Below are 14,743 nucleotides of genomic sequence, written 5' to 3'. Positions count from 1 at the left end.
GTGCCGAAGAACGTCGATCGCAGGCCGACGCTCGCCGATGTCGCCGCGCTCTCGGGCATGTCGAAGACCGCCGTCAGCATGATCCTGAACGACCGGCCGGGTTCGCGCCTCTCCGCCGATGCCGCACGCAGGGTCCGCGCCGCCGCCGAGGAGCTCGGATACCGACCCAATCCCGCAGCTCAGAGCCTGCGGCTCGGCAAGACGAAGACGCTCGGCTTCATCTCCGACCAGATCACGGTGACCCGCTACGCATCCGAGATGATCCGCGGCCTCCTCTCCGCCGCCAAGGAGCACGACTACACCGTTCTGATCGCCGAGACCGAGGGGGACGACGCGAAGATCGCGGATGAGATCCAGGCGATGATCGATCGGCGCGTCGACGGCATCCTGATCGGGTTGCTCGGCGCCCGCATGATCGATGTGCCACAGACGCCGCACGACGTACCTGTCGTGATCGTGAACGGCACCTCGACGACGGAACATGCCTCGGTGCTCCCCGACGAACGCACCGCCGGGCACGCGATGGCGAAGCTGCTCACCGACGCCGGACACCGACGGATCGGCGTCATCGGCAACAACCCCCGCGCGGTCTCGTCACCGCGCCACTCGGTCACCATCGGCCCCCGATTCGACGGGATCCGCGCCGCCTTCGCCGAGGCAGGCATAGAACCGGTCGTCGTCGACGTGTCCGACTGGAACCCCGATGTCGGCTACACGCAGACGATGCGGATACTCGATGCCCACCCCGATCTCACCGCGATCCTGGCCGGAAACGACGGAGTGGCATTCGGGGCGTATCAGGCGATCGCAGAGCGCGGACTCACGGTGCCGCACGACATCTCGGTCGCGTCGTTCGACGACGAAGAGCTGGCGAGCTTCCAACGACCGGGGCTCACGACCGCGCGCCTGCCCTACGACGTGATCGGGCGCACCGCGGTCGAGATGCTGCTCGGCGACCGCCCTCTGAGCGCGATGCTGATCCCCATGCCCGTCATCGTCCGCGCCTCGATCCGCCACCTGAGCTGACGCACGAGGCGCCGACGTGCGGCATCCATTCACGTGAATCCACTCACGCTTTCCAGGCGTAGGGTGGAGAGAAGGACGGACCGTCCGAGAAGATCTCCCGGCACCGTGCCCGCCCGGAAGTGGAGTCACTCGTGGCTCAGTACGACGTCTCGAACCGCTCGGCGATCGTGACGGGAGCAGGAAGCGGAATCGGTCGCTCGACCGCCCTCCTGCTGGCGAAGAACGGCGCATCGGTCGTGGTCAACGACCTGAATGCGGATCACGCGAATGCGGTCGTCGAGGAGATCCGCGCGACCGGGGGCACGGCCGAGGCTTCGGTCGGCGACGCGACGGATGCGGCGTGGATCGCGTCTTCCATCGAACTCGCGAACTCGCTCGCACCCCTGCGCATCGGCGTCAACAACGCCGGCATCGGCGGTGCCACCGCTCCGACGGCCGAGTACGAGGACGAGGCCTGGGACAAGGTCATCGCGATCAACCTCAACGCGGTCTTCCGCAACATGAAGGCACAGATCCCGTCGATCCTCGCGAACGGCGGCGGCTCGGTCGTGAACATCGCCTCGATCCTCGGCAGCGTCGGCTTCGCCGGCTCCCCCGCCTACGTCACGGCCAAGCACGGCGTGGTCGGGATGACCAAGTCGGCGGCACTCGAGTACTCGGCGAAGGGCGTGCGCGTGAACTCGGTGGGCCCCGGCTTCATTGACACCCCGCTGCTGGCGAACATGGGTGACGAGGCGAAGGAGTTCCTCGTGAGCAAGCACCCGATCGGCCGCCTGGGTCAGGCAGACGAGGTCGCGAACCTCATCGCGTTCCTCGCGAGCGACGCCGCGAGCTTCATCACCGGCAGCTACCACCTGGTCGACGGCGGATACACCGCCCTCTGAGGGCATGACACTCGGTCACCGGGACCCGATTTCCCGATGACCGAGTGTCAGCAACGGCGACGCGAACCCCCCGGTTGCGCGGCCGCGCGCCTCTCTCTGCTCGCGTCGCTGCTTTGCCCAAGAGCGCAGCGGCAGGGGAGGCGAGTTTGCGCGTCAGGCGACTGCGTGCATCACCGACGCGGGCGAGACGAGTCGGGCGAAGTCCGCGCTTGCGAGATTGAGCCCACCGGCGCCGCTGGCCGCGCTCATCATCTTCACCAGCATCGGCCGCTGCAGTTCCACCTCGTCGACCTCGACCGTGAAGCGCATCGGGATCGACGCGTGCATCCACAGCGTTTCCGTGCCCCCATCCGCCAGCGGCAGCGTGAGGGGGAAGGACTCAGCGCGGCGCAGCTTGGTCACCGTCACGAGCCGCAGGTGAGAGAGCACGCGATCATCGACATCGACCACAACCGAGCCCCCCGCGTAGCTGAACTGGCCCATTATCTCCTCCGAATCATCTTCGAAGGATAGTTTACTAGTTTAACTAGTTAAATGAAAGCCGCTTCATGCGAGGTCGGAGATCTCCTCGGTGAGACGCCGGAGAAAACGTGCGATCACGGCGAGCTGTTCCGGCGTGAACTCGCTCTCGATACCCTCGACCCGCCGGGAGACCTCGTCCGCCGGCGAATGCAGGTCCTGCAGGGAGGGGCGCACCATCTTCGATCGTGCATCGTCGGGATGCGTTGAGACGACGATCTGCCCGCGCTCCGCGAGACGGCGGATCACCGACGTGATCGCCGCCGTGCTCACACCGAGGTGCGCGGCGAGATCGGTGGGAGTAACCGGCCGATCCGCAGGCGCCTCGGCGATCAGTCGCATGGCGGCGCGATCTGTCTCGTTCGGTTGACGCCCTGCGGCAAGGCGTCGCGCCAGTCGCGCGTCGGCACGGCGAAGCGCATCAACTTCTCGCGCGAGTTCCGGTGCCGCGATCTCCAGCTTCTGCCCCATGTCACCCCTGCTCATCGTCGCCGCCCCATGTTACCTCGACTGGCTGATTACTGGCTTGTCTAGCGAAATCGGCGATCATCAGGCGCTTCTAGCGGTGAGAGGATGGAAGCACGACGAGAAGGGACGTCATGGTCGAACCCACAGACCTCCGAGATGAGAGATACATCGGCTACGACGAGTTGCTCGACCAGCTGCACCGACGTTTCCCCGCGGTCCCCCGTGAGCGGATCGCGCGCATCATCGTGGCGGAGAACGACGCCATAACTGGTGGCCTCCTGCTCGTCGTGCCGGTTGAAGTCGCAACGGGAGCGATCGAGATGCTCGAGCGCGACAGCGGAGAGGTGGTGGCGTGATGGACGACCGCCAGGAGTACGCGCGCTCGGGCTACTGGTACCCCGACGGGGAGAGCACTAGCACCGTCGATGTTCTCAACATGCTGCGCCGATACCGTGCAGCAGAGACAGCCATGCGCGCTCGCACGCGCTCCTCGATGGGGATGAACGAGACCGACCTGATGGCGTTGCGCTTCCTGCTCAGGGAACAGCGCGCGGGCCGGATCGTGCGCCCGATCGACATCGCCAGGATGCTGAACATCTCGACGGCATCCACGACCACCCTCATCGATCGCCTCGAGAAAGGCGGGCATGTCCGCCGCGAAGCGCACCCGACCGACCGTCGCGCCGGCGTCGTGGTGCCCACGGTGAGCAGTGACGAAGAGGTGCGCGCCACGCTCGGCGCCATGCACCGCCGCATGCTCACTCTGGTCGACGAACTCACCGATCAAGAGCGCGCCGTCGTGACGCGCTTCCTCGCCGGGATGACGGCAGCGATCGAGGAAGCCTCCGACCTCGACCAAGAGCTCCGCGACGTGATCCGCGACCAGGAAGGGTCCGAAGCCGCCGAGTGACGGTTTTTCGAANGTTCGCCCGGTCGACGAGCCGCGCGAGCCGTCGCCCGCCAGTCGACGCGGCGCAGCTCGTCGCCGGGGACGAACGGATGGATGTCGCGGACTCGTGCGCAAGGCGGTCTACTCCGCGATCGACACGAAGAAGCTCCTCGAGTCGATCTGGGGCGACTACGGCACGCTGATCGGGTCGATGGTGCCGCCGACGGACCCAAAATACGTTCGAAAAGGGGACGGCCGTTCCCGCCGCTCAGCTCCGCGATGTTCAGCCCCGCGGTCGACGCCCTTCCAGGAATCCCGCCAACAGCACGGCCACGAGGGCGGCGATCGGGGCGATGAAGAGCCCCACCCGCAGGCTCTCGTTCTCGGCGACGAATCCCACGAACGGCGGAGACAGCAGCATGCCGACCCGCAGCAGCCACGACACGATCGTGAGTCCGATCCCGGGCCGAAGCCCGGGCAATTCGTCCACCGCATGCATGGCCGCCGGGATCAGGGTCGCGATGCCGAAGCCGACAGCAGCGAATCCCAGGATCGTGCCGGGAACAGTGGGGAACAGGAGAGCGAGGCTCATCCCGACCGCCGCGATGAGGCCCCCGACCCTCGCAACCCACCGCTGCCCGAAGCGGTCGGTGAGGGGATCCCCGATGATCCGGCCGACGAACTGCGCCCCGACCAAGGCGATGAAGCCGAGCGGAGCGATCGCTCCCGCTGCCCCGAGCGAGTCTGCGAGGTAGAGCGTCGCCCACGAATTGCCCGCATCCTCGGCGACGGCGCCCGCCGTTGCGATGAGCGTCAGCGCGATGAGCGCGATGACGGTACGCGGGGACACCCTCCGTCGAGGCGGTCCGGCAGCTCTGGCACGCTCGACGGTCGTCTCGGTGTCGGGCGCATCGTCGTGACCGGGGAGACAGAAGCGCAAGCTGATGAGAGCGACCGCCGCGAAGGCAGCCGTCGATACGCCCAGATGCACTCCCAGTGGCAGTCGCACAGCGATCGCCACGGCGGCCATCACTCCTCCCAGAACCGCACCCATCGACCAGATCGCGTGAAACCCGTTGATGATCGAGCGCCCGTAACGACGCTGCACCCGCAGACCATGGACGTTCTGCGCCACATCGGTGATGGCATCGGATGCTCCGCCCAGGAACAGACCGGCGGCGAACAGGGCACCTGTGGGCGCGAACGCCGCCGACAACAGCCCAAGGCTCGTGAGCACGGTGCCGATCACAGCGACGCGCGCGGAACCGAACTGCCGGATCACCACGGCGGCAAGGAGCCCGGCGGCAATCGCTCCGGCGGGGAAGGCAGCGATCGCGAATCCGTAGCCGAGGTTGTCCAGACCGAGCGCGGTCTTGATCTCCGGGTAGCGGGGAAGGATATTCGCGAAGAGTGCCCCGTTCGTCAGGAACAGTGCGGAGACGGCGATGCGAGCGCGCTGTGAAGCGCGGTCCGGCACAGCTCGTCGAATCGTTTCGACAGGCGGCATGTCCACGATCGTACGATGCTTCGGATGCCGCCGTCCACACGAGTCCGCCCCCGGCGGTGCCGCATCCCTACCGATCGCCGTCACACCTCGCAACCCCGTTCCTCTCGGCGTCCTCCCGGCCTACGCTCGTGGCATGCCCGAACTCACCCAGCCCACCGGCCGCGAAGAGACTCTGCGCGCCGTCCCCCGCGACGACGGATCCGCACCGCGCGCGCTCGTGCTCGGCGCGACCGGATACATCGGCGGTCGGCTGACGCCGCGCCTGCTGAACGCGGGGTACCGGGTGCGGGTGCTGGCACGCGATGCCGCGCGTGCGGCGTCGTTCCCCTGGGGGGCGGACTGCGAGATCGTCGAGGGCTCGGCGGACGATGCGGATGCCGTCGCCGAAGCCATGGACGACGTCGACGTCGTGTACTACCTGATCCACTCGATGTCGGCCGGCAAGGGCTTCGAGGAGAGCGATGAGCGTGCGGCGCAGACGGTCGCCGCCGCCGCGGCGGATGCGGGCGTGCATCGCATCGTCTACCTCGGTGGGCTGCATCCGAACGACGCGAAGCTCTCGCCGCACCTGCGATCACGTGTGCACGTGGGTGAGATCTTCCTGCGGTCGGGCGTGCCGACCCTCGTGCTGCAGGCCGGAGTCGTGATCGGATCGGGGTCGGCGTCTTTCGAGATGATCCGCCACCTCACCGACGTGCTGCCCTACATGCCGGCGCCGAAATGGGTGCGCAATCGCATCCAGCCGATCGCCGTGCGCGATGTGCTGCACTACCTGCTCGGCGCGGCACGGGTCGACGCCGATGTGAACCGCGCCGTCGACATCGGGGGGCCCGACGTGCTGCGTTACGGCCAGATGATGAACGGCTACGCGGTCGAGGCGGGACTCCGCCAGCGCGCGATCGCCGCCCTCCCGGTGCTGACGCCCGGGCTCGCCTCGCACTGGGTCAACCTGGTGACCCCGGTGCCGCGCTCGATCGCGCGCCCTCTCGTGGCGTCGCTGCAGAACGAGTGCATCATGAAGGACCATGAGGTCGACGAGCTCATCCCCCGCCCCGAGAACGGCCTGACACCCTACCGACGCGCCGTGGACCTCGCTCTCGGTCGAGTGCGCGGCGACACCATCGAGACCAGCTGGCAGGATTCCGAGGTCTCCGGAGCGCCCAGCGACCCGTTGCCGAGCGACCCGGAGTGGGCCGGACGCACGGTGTTCACCGACTCCCGTTCCGTGACCACCAGCGCCTCACCCGCCGAGCTGTGGCGCGTGATCCTCGGCATCGGCGGGGAGAACGGCTGGTACTCCTCGCCGTTGCTCTGGGCCGTGCGCGGGTGGATGGACCGCATCGTCGGCGGTGTCGGCCTCCGCCGCGGCCGCCGCAATCGCACCGCCGCACGCGTCGGCGATGCGATCGACTTCTGGCGCGTCGAGGCCGTGGAGACGGCGGAGGCCGGGTCGCTGCTGCGCCTGCGCGCCGAGATGAAGGTGCCGGGCGAGGCATGGCTCGAACTGCGCGCCCTTCCCGATGAAGAAGGCGCCCGCTACGAGCAGCGCGCGATCTTCTTCCCCCGCGGGCTGACCGGACGGCTGTACTGGCTCGCTGTGCTCCCGTTCCACGGGGCGATCTTCGCCGGCATGGCCGCGCGCATCACCGCCACCGCGGAAGCGGCGAAGACGAAGTAGCGCTCAGTCGGCCCGAGGACGCTCCGGAGCATCTGCCGCATCCGGTGCGACGGGGCCGTCCTCCAGGGCCGCATCGGCCACCGCATCCACGTCGGTCGGCGGGATGATGTCGATCGCCTCGGTCGCCGCCTCGTACACCTCGGCGAGCGAGTCATCGACGGTCGACTCGTCGATCCAGTCGAGGTCGTCCTCGGAGTGGTCGTACTCGACCGCCACGAGGGCGAAGTCATCGCCGTACTCCTCGAGCCCTGCCATGACGCTGTGCCGCACCGCGGCCTTGGCGTAGCGCTCGCGAAGGATCAGCGGATCACGCCGCAGGTCCTTCATGAAGGCGACCATCATGAACGCCATGATGATCGCGAACGGGAGCGCGGCGATGATGGTCACGTTCTGCAGAGACTTCAGCCCGCTCCCCTCCTCGCCGGTGACGAGCAGCACGGCGGCGATCACCCCGACGAGCGATCCCCAGACGATCGTCACCCAGCGGGTCGGCTCGGGTCGCCCCTGCTGCGACAGGGTGCCCATGACGAGGGACGACGAATCCGCACCGGTGATGAAGAAGATCGAGATAAGCAGGATGAGCAGCACGCTCGTGATCAGCGGGAACGGCAGGTTCTCCAGCACACCGAAGAGCACTTCCTCCGGGGGGTCCACCGTGAGCCCCGCTCCGTCCATCTGCTGCTGGATGGCTGTCGAGCCGAAGATGGCGAACCAGACGAGGGAGATGGCCGAGGGGACGAGAATCACGACCGACACGAACTGACGGAGCGTACGTCCGCGTGAGATCTTCGCGATGAACATGCCCACGAACGGAGACCACGAGATCCACCAGGCCCAGTAGAAGATGGTCCAGCTCGACAGGAAGGCCTGAGCTTCCTCGCCCTGTGATGCCGAGCGTGCGATCATCTGCGGCAGATCGCCGACGAACTGCACCGCGATGGAGGGGATGACGTTGAGGATGAGCATCGTCGGACCGACGAAGAACACGAAGAAGGCGAGCACGAGCGCCATCACCGCATTGATGTTCGACAGCGCGCGGATGCCCTTGGAGACTCCCGAGACCGCCGACGCGATGAAGCACGCCGTGAGCAACGCGATGACGGCGATCAGCACACCGTTCCCGAGCTCGCCGATCCCACTGACCAGCTCGACGCCGTGCCCGATCTGCAGAGCGCCGAGACCGAGCGAGGCGGCGGTGCCGAACAGGGTGACGATGATCGCGAACACGTCGATCGTGCGACCGAGAGGCCCGGCCGTGCGCCCCTCGCCGAGCAACGGCGCGAAGATCGAGGAGATGAGCGGGGTGCGACCGCGGCGGAATGCCCCATACGCGATGGCGCCGCCGACCAGGGCATAGAACGCCCATGCCTGCGGACCCCAGTGGTACAGCACCTGCGCCTGAGCCGTGTGCATGGCCTCGAGGGTGTTCGCCTCGACGGTGCCGGGGGGCGGATTCTCGAAGAACGTCAGCGGCTCAGCCGCGCCCCAGAACACGAGCCCGATGCCCATGCCCGCGGCGAAGAGCATCGAGATCCAGGAGAACATCGAGAACTCGGGCTCTTCGTCGTCGCGGCCGAGGGGGATGCGACCGTATCGGCTGAAGCCGACGAAGAGCATGAACACCAACACGATCGTGGCGATGGTGGTGAAGAAGAAACCGAAGTACTCCACGACCCAGCCGAGCACCGCAGTGGTGGTGCCGGAGAGGTTGTCGCCGGCGAAGATACCCCAGGCGATGAAGGAGACGACGAGGGTGACCGCGACTCCGAACACGAGCGGGTCGGTGCGGTAGGTGCGTCCGGTCTCTTCGACCGAGACGCCGGGCACGAGGGCCGGGTGCACGCTGCGCGGGGGGACGGCGGCAATGTCGCGGACGATCTTCCGCGCCGTCGCAGTGGCCTTGGTCGGGAGGCGGTTCGCTCCCGTGCCGACGGCATCCGTGCGCGGACGCGGAGGTGTGTGTCCTGCGGAGCGATCGTCGGGCTTCTCGTCAGGGGTCTCCATGGCATCCCATCCTGTCATGCGAGCCGTGGGCCCGCGAAAGCGGAGGACCGGGATCATCGGCCCGATCCGCCGCGTATCGGGGGACGGCGCGGCGGTCCGATGCCGTGTGGTGCAGGTTTCCCCGGGCGCGCCGCGGTCAGCGCGGGCCGCGGCGGCCGAACCCTGCGAACAGGGCGTGCAGCAGCGGGAGCGCCGAGACGCAGATCAGCGTGATGCCCAGGGGCGCGATCGACGGGACCAGCAGCGCACCGCCGATGAGCAGGGCCGCGAACAGCACTCCCGAGGCGATGCGACGGGCGATGCCTTCGAGGCGATCGAGGCGACGTTCCAGACGCGAGGTGTCGAAGGAGATGTTGCCGTCGTCGATGCGGGTGATGATCTTGTCGATGCGGCCGGGCAGGCTCCAGGTCGTGCTCATCGTGTCCATCGCCTGATTCGCGAAGGCCTGCACGATGTTGCCGCTCTCGTCGCGCAGCAGGCGCCCCGCGTAGGGTTCGGCCGCGTCCCACACGTTGAAGGCCGGGTCGAGCCCGCTGCACATGCCCGAGGTGAGCGAGACGGCGCGGATGAGCAGCAGCATGTTCTCGGGCAGCTGGAGCGGGAGAGAGCGCACCATGTCGCCGAACTCCTCGGCGAAATCGCGGAACTCACGCGGATCGACCTTGCTCAGCTCGGCGAAGCCCATGCCGCCGAAGCGGGCGAACAACGCCGTCAGCGCACGTTCGAGCTCGGCGGTGTCGGCGGAGGGCAGCAGCACGCCGATCTCCTGCGCCGCCGCGACGAGGCCGCGGCTGTCGCGCCCGGCGACGGCGATCAGGAGCATGCGCAGCCCGTCGCGAAGGCTCGCGGGGATCTCGGCCATCATGCCGAAGTCGATGAAGGTGAGCCGGAAGCCCCGACCAGGTCCCTGCTCGAGCGCGCCCTCCGCAGACGGCGACGGCGTGACGAAGATGTTGCCGGGGTGGGGGTCGGCGTGCACGAAGCTGTGCGTGAAGACCTGATCGAACATGACCTCGGCGAACACGGCGGCGACCTCGGTCGGATCGATGCCGGCCGCGCGAAGAGCGTCGGTGTCGTTGATCTTGATGGCGGTGACGTCCGACAGCGTCAGCACCCGACGCGTCGAGCGCTCCCACACGATCTCGGGGGTGCCCACGCGAGGGTCACCGGCGAAGTTCTCGCGGAACCGTTCGGCGCTGGCAGCCTCATGAAGGTAGTCGATCTCTTCCAGACTGGTCTCGGCGAACTCCTCCACGAGCGCCGGGGTGTCGACGCGGTCGGCGACCAGACGCACACGGGTCAGCCACCGCGCGACGCGTCGAAGCGCCGCCAGGTCGACCGCGACGATCTCATCGATGCCCGGACGTTGCACCTTCACCACGACGCCGTCGAGGCCGGTGTCGGCGGCGTCGAGCTCCGAGAGACGGGCACGGTGCACCTGGCCGAGGGACGCCGCAGCCACCGGTGTCTCGTCGAACCAGGCATATGCCTGCGCGAGCGGTCGACCCAGCTCTGCCTCGGCAGCGCGGCGGATGTCGGCGAAGGGCACGGCAGGCACCTCGTCCTGCAGCCCCTCCAGCTCGGCGGTGATCTCCGGAGGCAGCACGTCCAGGCGCGACGACATGAACTGCCCGACCTTGATCATGAGGCCGCCGAGCTCGATCGCGAGCGCGTGGAAGCGCCGTGCGAACTTCTGCATGCGCGGTCCACGCGTGCGCTCCGCGACCGCACTCATCCCGAACCGCGGGAGGACGAGCTCGAACCACCAGATCTTGACGAGTTCTCGCGCCGCGAACGAGAGGATGCGGCGGTAGCGGGCACGATGGGCGCCCTGCGCCGCGGCATCCTTCATCGCGTCATCCTCTTTTCGCCGCTCCTCACCGGATGCCGCACTGCGCGATCAGTCCTGGGCGAGGATCGAGTACAGCCTACGGCGCGCCTCGTCGAGGATCTCGATGGTCGCCTGCACCTGCTCCGGGCTTCCGCTGCGACCGACCTGGGCGGCCGCGGCTGCGAGGTCTACGCCCGCCTTGGGCAGCGCGTGGAAGCGGGCGCTGTCACGGTTCCCGTCCTTGCTGGAGGACGACTCCCACGGAGCCGGGGTCTCGGAGTTCTCGTCGGCGATCGCTCGCCCTGCCTCGGTGAGCGAGTAGGTCTTGCGACCGTTCTGCTCCTCGGCCTCGATGAGTCCTTCATCGGCGAGCAGCTGCAGCGTCGGGTACACGGAGCCGGCGCTCGGCTTCCAGGTGCCGCCACTGCGCTCGGCGATCTCGTTGATGATCTGGTAGCCGTGCATGGGCTTCTCGGCGAGGAGCGAGAGCACGGCGGTGCGGACATCGCCGCGGGCCATGCGCGAGCCTCCGGAGGGGCGGGATTCGAAGGACTTGCGGAGCTGGTCCATCGCCTCGAAGATCGCGGAGGCCGGACCACCGGGGCCCGTTCCGAAGCCGGAGCCGCCGAAGAGTCCGCCGGGGCCGCCGTTGCCGCCGAACGGGTTGGAGGGGAATGCGTTGTTCATGATGACCTCCTGCTGTGGTGAACGATACTCAACGATATATCGTTCATGCTGTGTGTGGGGTGGGAATCTCCGAGCCCGGAGTGCACACGCCCGGGCGTCGCGCAACCCCGGTGACGCACACAGGAAGTCGTGGTTAGCTCGGTGACTTGTCGACTTGGGGGAGTGAGACGTTTGTCACAGAGTGATCGACCGGAGAACAGCACCGACGCTGGAGACAGCATCCGCGTGAGCGTGGTCGTCCCGGTGTTCCGCCCCGGGCCCTCCTTCGACGACCTCATCGCGTCGCTCGATCGCCAGACCTTGGGCACCTCGGCCTTCGAGGTGCTCTTGTGCGACGACGGCTCCGGCGAGCCCACCGGCGCACGTCTGGCGGCCATCGCCCGCGACCGCCCCCATGTGCGGGTGCTGTCGCTGGAGCACTCCGGCTGGCCCGGCATGCCTCGCAACCACGGCGTCGACGCTGCTCGCGGAACGTATGTGCAGTTCGTCGACCAGGACGATTACCTGTTCGACGGTGCGCTCGAGAAGCTGTGCGATTATGCCGACCAGCACTCGTCCGATGTGATCGTGGGCAAGGAGGTCGGCATCGGCCGTCGCCTCCCGAGCCGGATCTTCAGCCACGACGTCCCCGACGCGGTCCTCGGAACCGACCCGCTCCTGGAGATGCTCACCCCGCACAAGATGTTCCGCACCTCCTTCCTTCGGGCGAACGGCATCCGCTTCCCCGAAGGAAAGGTGCGCCTCGAGGATCACCTGTTCGTGATGCAGGCCTACTTCGCGGCGTCGACGATCTCGATCCTGGCGAGCGAACCCTGCTACGCCTGGGTGAAGGAGCCCGGCAGCGCGAGCTCGTCGCGCATCGACCCCGACTCGTACTTCCCCCACCTCGAGACAGTGCTCGATCTCGTCGAGGCGCACACCGAACCAGGGAAGCTGCGTGACCGCCTGCTGCGGCACTGGTTCCGCGGCAAGATCCTGAAACGGCTCTCCGGACGGCAGATGGTCCGGTATCCCGACGACTACCGCGACCGCCTCCTCGACGTCGTGACCCCGTTGGTGCAGGAGAAGTTCGGCCCGGGAGTCGATGCCGGCCTCGGCTTCCCCCACCGGATCCGCGCGGCCCTGCTCCGCGCCGGCCGTCGCGATGACCTGCTCGGCCTCGCGCGGTTCGAGGCCGAGACCGCGTGCCGGGCCGTCGTGACCGAGGCGCGCTGGTCTCGTGGCGGCGGCCTTCACCTGACCCTCCGCGTGACGCTCACGAGAGACGGCCACGACGGCTTCGTCTTCGAGACGTCGCGCTCCGAGGTGACGCCATCAGCACCCACCGACGACGGCGGCTCAGATTCCGCACACCAGGACGCCGCGGCGAAGAGCGTCGGTGCGGCGGATGCCGGATCCACGCCCACGCGTTCGAAGAAGATCACCCGCCTCATCTCCCTCCCCGTCTCCACGACCGAGGGCCTTCCGGACAACCTGCTGGTCGCCGGCCGCGAGCTGCGCAACGACCGGGTCGACCTGTTCCTCCGAGATGGAGAGACCGGCGCCGAACGTCGCATCGGAGGCCGGCACCCCCGCAATCTCGACGCCGCCCGCGTCGCGATCGATCCGTTGAAGGTGTTCGGCCCGAGCGACGAGTCGCGCGGAGGCGCGCTGACCGTAAAGGTCCGCCGCGCTGGTTGGACATTCGAGACCCCGCTCGTGGCCACCCCCGCCGTGCTCGCCCGCGCCGGGCGGTCGCCTCTGCTGGCCGGACGCTCATGCGCTCTCGTGGCCACGGATGACGGCGGCGTCGAGCTTCGTCGCGAATGGCCGGGTGGACGTGTGAAGGACTTCGCCGGACGAACCGCCCGCAGACTCCGCGCTCTCCTGCGGAAGCACTGAGCCCCCTCCCGCCGCTTCGCGGCTCGCACCAGCGCCACCGCCCTCACCACAGAGCTGCGCCCGCGACGGCGCGCATCGCTGGAGTGATCGATGCGAATGCTCCGGGTGACGAGAGGGCGCACAGGCTCTCGACCACCCGCCGCACCGCATATCGATCTCCGGATCCGCGCTCCGCGTCGCCCTCCCGATGCGATCGCAGTGACCACTCGGATAACCTCCCGCCGGGGCCTCGCCCCTCGTCGACCGCATCCTCACCGCGCGCGACGGTTTCGGGAAGCTCGTCGAACGTCATGACCGACCCGTCGGCGACGGCCAGCAATGCGAGGGTGACGGCGCGCAGCTGCCCATGCGGGAACAGCCGCTCCTTGCCGTGCGCTCTCACGACGCCGACGATCCGGAGGAAGCCGCGCGCTTCACCGTTCGCCAGCGCGTGCCCGAGGTGCGTGACCACGATGCGACCGCGCAGCCTGCGCACCGCCTTCGTCTGCCGCGCCAGCAATGCCAGGGCATCGACGGGGTCTGGCACGTCGGACGCCCCCGCGTCGTGCCATCCGAGGTCTTCGACGGCCTCGGCGACGGTCGTGCGGGGCAGCCACCCGGCCACCGGGTCCTGCTCGACGCCGTCGGGACCGATACGCGCGACGAGACCCCGCAGTCCCGCGGTCGCCGATTCCACGGTCGCCGAGTCCGCAGCCACCTGGCCGGGCGGAGCGGCGTCGATGAGCCCCGTGCCTTCGAGGTGTGCGAGTAGCGCCAGTCGACGGACGGGCGTCAACGACTCGCACAGCGTCACCAGCGAGGAGGAGGCGCGCAGACCGTCGCCCCGCTCACTCACAGCGATCGGGTCGAGTCGCGGCTGCACCAGACCGAAGCGCTGCGCGAGTTCGAACCCCACATGCTCCGCCCGGAACGGTGGTCGCTGCACCTGCCAGCCCGCGGCCCCCGTCTGCTCTTCCGCCTGAACGCGACCCGCATCGACGACGGTGACGCGCGGCTCCCCCATCGTGGTCTCGAACGGTCCGCTGATCGTCACGTCGACCACGTCTGCGACACCGGGGATCGACACCCGCTGCGTCTTGCCCCTCCAGGACACGAGATCGATGAGGGGCGAGTGGGCGGGTCCGTCCGCAGAATCGGGTGTCTCGGGCTCGAGCCCGAGGCTCAGCCGGTAGGCCTCCACGATCCAATAGGAGGGCGCGTCGCGCGGCACACCGATGACCCGGGTGAGGTCAGGCCGATCGGTCACCGACATCTCGACGTGAAGAGCCCAGGTGACGTGGACGTGCTCGGAGAGGTTCATCCGCGCAACGCTAGACCTCTCCCGGCCCTGCTCCCCGCCACGAAAGCACGAACTGTCGAGAACTTTTCG

13 protein-coding genes are annotated in these 14,743 nt (G+C 68.2%); 6 read left to right on the top strand and 7 right to left on the bottom strand.

Annotated elements, in window-relative coordinates:
* Together D514_RS35550 and D514_RS35545 are read left to right on the top strand one after the other, a co-directional pair.
* Positions 1-1,026: a LacI family DNA-binding transcriptional regulator gene (locus D514_RS35550; protein ID WP_017831168.1), complete on the top strand. Its 1,026-nt coding sequence runs from the start codon at positions 1-3 to the stop codon at positions 1,024-1,026.
* Positions 1,027-1,157: 131 nt separating this feature from the next.
* The gene (locus D514_RS35545) at positions 1,158-1,910 is read left to right on the top strand and encodes an SDR family NAD(P)-dependent oxidoreductase (RefSeq protein ID WP_017831167.1); all 753 of its coding nucleotides are present in this window, start codon (positions 1,158-1,160) and stop codon (positions 1,908-1,910) included.
* A 153-nt stretch (positions 1,911-2,063) separates the two neighbouring features.
* On the opposite strand, the gene D514_RS35540 is transcribed toward D514_RS35545, so the two are convergent.
* A complete protein-coding gene (locus D514_RS35540; protein WP_017831166.1) occupies positions 2,064-2,393 on the bottom strand; it encodes a hypothetical protein in 330 nt (109 codons plus the stop codon).
* Positions 2,394-2,456: 63 nt separating this feature from the next.
* A complete protein-coding gene (locus tag D514_RS35535; protein ID WP_236610995.1) occupies positions 2,457-2,915 on the bottom strand; it encodes a MarR family winged helix-turn-helix transcriptional regulator in 459 nt (152 codons plus the stop codon).
* Between the two features lie 113 nt (positions 2,916-3,028).
* Here D514_RS35535 and D514_RS35530 point away from each other — a divergent pair, with 113 nt between their 5' ends.
* Both D514_RS35530 and D514_RS35525 read left to right on the top strand, forming a co-directional pair.
* Positions 3,029-3,253 (top strand): hypothetical protein, encoded by a 225-nt coding sequence (locus tag D514_RS35530; protein ID WP_017831164.1) that lies wholly within the window; start codon positions 3,029-3,031, stop codon positions 3,251-3,253.
* Complete coding sequence (locus D514_RS35525; protein ID WP_017831163.1) at positions 3,253-3,807, top strand: MarR family winged helix-turn-helix transcriptional regulator; 555 nt, start codon at positions 3,253-3,255, stop codon at positions 3,805-3,807. Before D514_RS35530 ends, D514_RS35525 begins: the two co-directional genes overlap by 1 nt.
* Before the next feature lie 262 nt (positions 3,808-4,069).
* On the opposite strand, the gene D514_RS35520 is transcribed toward D514_RS35525, so the two are convergent.
* Complete coding sequence (locus D514_RS35520) at positions 4,070-5,293, bottom strand: MFS transporter (RefSeq protein WP_031206356.1); 1,224 nt, start codon at positions 5,291-5,293, stop codon at positions 4,070-4,072.
* Positions 5,294-5,426: 133 nt separating this feature from the next.
* Here D514_RS35520 and D514_RS35515 point away from each other — a divergent pair, with 133 nt between their 5' ends.
* Positions 5,427-6,971 (top strand): SDR family oxidoreductase, encoded by a 1,545-nt coding sequence (locus tag D514_RS35515; RefSeq protein WP_031206354.1) that lies wholly within the window; start codon positions 5,427-5,429, stop codon positions 6,969-6,971.
* A 3-nt stretch (positions 6,972-6,974) separates the two neighbouring features.
* On the opposite strand, the gene D514_RS35510 is transcribed toward D514_RS35515, so the two are convergent.
* The 3 genes from D514_RS35510 to D514_RS35500 all read right to left on the bottom strand — a co-directional run bounded on the left by D514_RS35510 (position 6,975) and on the right by D514_RS35500 (position 11,493).
* Entirely contained in the window at positions 6,975-8,975 is a 2,001-nt protein-coding gene (locus tag D514_RS35510; protein ID WP_017831160.1) for a BCCT family transporter, read from the bottom strand.
* Positions 8,976-9,111: 136 nt separating this feature from the next.
* The gene (locus tag D514_RS35505) at positions 9,112-10,827 is read right to left on the bottom strand and encodes an AarF/ABC1/UbiB kinase family protein (protein ID WP_017831159.1); all 1,716 of its coding nucleotides are present in this window, start codon (positions 10,825-10,827) and stop codon (positions 9,112-9,114) included.
* Positions 10,828-10,875: 48 nt separating this feature from the next.
* Positions 10,876-11,493: a PadR family transcriptional regulator gene (locus tag D514_RS35500; protein ID WP_017831158.1), complete on the bottom strand. Its 618-nt coding sequence runs from the start codon at positions 11,491-11,493 to the stop codon at positions 10,876-10,878.
* A gap of 225 nt (positions 11,494-11,718) precedes the next feature.
* Between D514_RS35500 and D514_RS38205 the strand changes: the two genes are divergently transcribed.
* On the top strand, positions 11,719-13,374 hold the full coding sequence (locus D514_RS38205; protein WP_051056631.1) for a glycosyltransferase family A protein: 1,656 nt from the start codon (positions 11,719-11,721) through the stop codon (positions 13,372-13,374).
* A gap of 43 nt (positions 13,375-13,417) precedes the next feature.
* Here D514_RS38205 and D514_RS35490 read toward each other — a convergent pair whose 3' ends face one another.
* Complete coding sequence (locus D514_RS35490; protein ID WP_017831157.1) at positions 13,418-14,674, bottom strand: hypothetical protein; 1,257 nt, start codon at positions 14,672-14,674, stop codon at positions 13,418-13,420.
* Positions 14,675-14,743: the final 69 nt, after the last annotated feature.

The organism is Microbacterium sp. UCD-TDU (assembly GCF_000340625.1).
Classification (GTDB): domain Bacteria; phylum Actinomycetota; class Actinomycetes; order Actinomycetales; family Microbacteriaceae; genus Microbacterium; species Microbacterium maritypicum.
Note: the sequence above shows the minus strand (reverse complement) of the source record. Positions and strands in the feature narration are given on the sequence as shown.

Bases quoted from the DNA above. Each gene is read 5' to 3' on its own strand.
- D514_RS35510 (WP_017831160.1), bottom strand. From the start codon at position 8,975: ATGGAGACCCCTGACGAGAAGCCCGACGATCGCTCCGCAGGACACACA.
- D514_RS35540 (WP_017831166.1), bottom strand. From the start codon at position 2,393: ATGGGCCAGTTCAGCTACGCGGGGGGCTCGGTTGTGGTCGATGTCGAT.
- D514_RS35520 (WP_031206356.1), bottom strand. From the start codon at position 5,293: ATGCCGCCTGTCGAAACGATTCGACGAGCTGTGCCGGACCGCGCTTCA.
- D514_RS35525 (WP_017831163.1), top strand. From the start codon at position 3,253: ATGGACGACCGCCAGGAGTACGCGCGCTCGGGCTACTGGTACCCCGAC.
- D514_RS35505 (WP_017831159.1), bottom strand. From the start codon at position 10,827: ATGAAGGATGCCGCGGCGCAGGGCGCCCATCGTGCCCGCTACCGCCGC.
- D514_RS35515 (WP_031206354.1), top strand. From the start codon at position 5,427: ATGCCCGAACTCACCCAGCCCACCGGCCGCGAAGAGACTCTGCGCGCC.
- D514_RS35500 (WP_017831158.1), bottom strand. From the start codon at position 11,493: ATGAACAACGCATTCCCCTCCAACCCGTTCGGCGGCAACGGCGGCCCC.
- D514_RS35530 (WP_017831164.1), top strand. From the start codon at position 3,029: ATGGTCGAACCCACAGACCTCCGAGATGAGAGATACATCGGCTACGAC.
- D514_RS35490 (WP_017831157.1), bottom strand. From the start codon at position 14,674: ATGAACCTCTCCGAGCACGTCCACGTCACCTGGGCTCTTCACGTCGAG.
- D514_RS35535 (WP_236610995.1), bottom strand. From the start codon at position 2,915: ATGAGCAGGGGTGACATGGGGCAGAAGCTGGAGATCGCGGCACCGGAA.